This window comes from Methylobacterium symbioticum (assembly GCF_902141845.1).
GTDB lineage: Bacteria > Pseudomonadota > Alphaproteobacteria > Rhizobiales > Beijerinckiaceae > Methylobacterium > Methylobacterium symbioticum.
This window is the reverse complement of the sequence record NZ_CABFPH010000236.1, coordinates 1-1,111: the sequence shown is the minus strand read 5'-3', so window position 1 is coordinate 1,111 and position 1,111 is coordinate 1. Positions and strand designations below refer to the sequence as shown.

Genomic DNA, 1,111 nt, shown 5'->3' with positions numbered 1-1,111 from the left:
GGCTGCTCAGTTCTTCCGGCGGCGGGCCCGACCGCGCGTCAGGTGGATGCGGGGGCGGAGGTGGCCACGCCCGACGGGCTGTTTGCGCGCTACGAGATCATCGACATCACCCCGGCCGTGGTCGAGGCCCTGCGCACCCGCCCGCTCGACAGCCTGCTCGCCTCCTTCGGCGACCACCGCCCCTCCCTCGAGCCCGTCATCGGCATCGGCGACTACGTCTCCATCTCCGTCTGGGAGGCGGGATCGGGCGGCCTGTTCTCCGGACCGCTCGTCGCCGACCGCTTCTCGGCCGGCTCCAAATCCGCCCTCATCCCCGAGCAGGTGGTCGGCCGCGACGGCGCCATCTCCGTCCCCTATGCCGGCCGCATCCAGGTGCTCGGCCGCCGCCCCCAGGACGTGCAGAGCCTCATCGAGAACGAACTCGCCGGCAAGGCCATCCAGCCCCAGGTCCTGGTCAGCGTCACCAAGCCGCTCTCCCAGACCGTCACCGTCACCGGCGAGGCCGCCGCCGGCGCGCGCATCCCGCTGACCATGCGCGGCGACCGCCTGCTCGACGTCGTCGCCTCCGCCGGCGGCGTGCGCTCGCCGGTCAACGAGACCTTCATCCGCCTCTCGCGCGGCACCCTCACCGCCACCGTGCCGATGACCACCGTGGTCTCCAACCCGCGCGAGAACATCTACCTGCGCCCGGGCGACGTGCTCACCCTGGTGCGCGATCCCCAGACCTTCCTGGCGGTGGGCGCGCTCGGCAACGCCACCGAGCTGCCCTTCTCGGCCGAGGGCATCACCCTGGCCCAGGCCCTGGCCAAGGCGCGCGGCCTGTCCGACTTCCAGGCCGATCCGACCGGCACCTACATCTTCCGCTTCGAGCCCGCCGCGGTGGTGCGCAAGCTCAACCCGGCCTCGAAGCTCCTGGGCTCCCCGCTGGTGCCGGTGGTCTACCGCGTCGACATGCGCGATCCCAACAGCCTGTTCCTCACCCAGGCCTTCCGCATGCGCAACCGCGACCTCGTCTACGTCTCCAACGCCCCCTTCACCGAGCTCCAGAAGGTCCTCAGCGTCTTCTCAACCGTCGCAAGCCCCATCGCTGGCGCTGCCTCCGTCTATTCCG

Annotated in this window: 1 protein-coding gene; it reads left to right on the top strand. The window is 71.3% G+C overall.

Annotated elements, in window-relative coordinates; all coding sequences use genetic code 11:
• The coding region (locus tag MET9862_RS29035) for a polysaccharide biosynthesis/export family protein (protein WP_142586320.1) at nt 1-1,111 on the top strand (1,111 nt) is incomplete at both ends.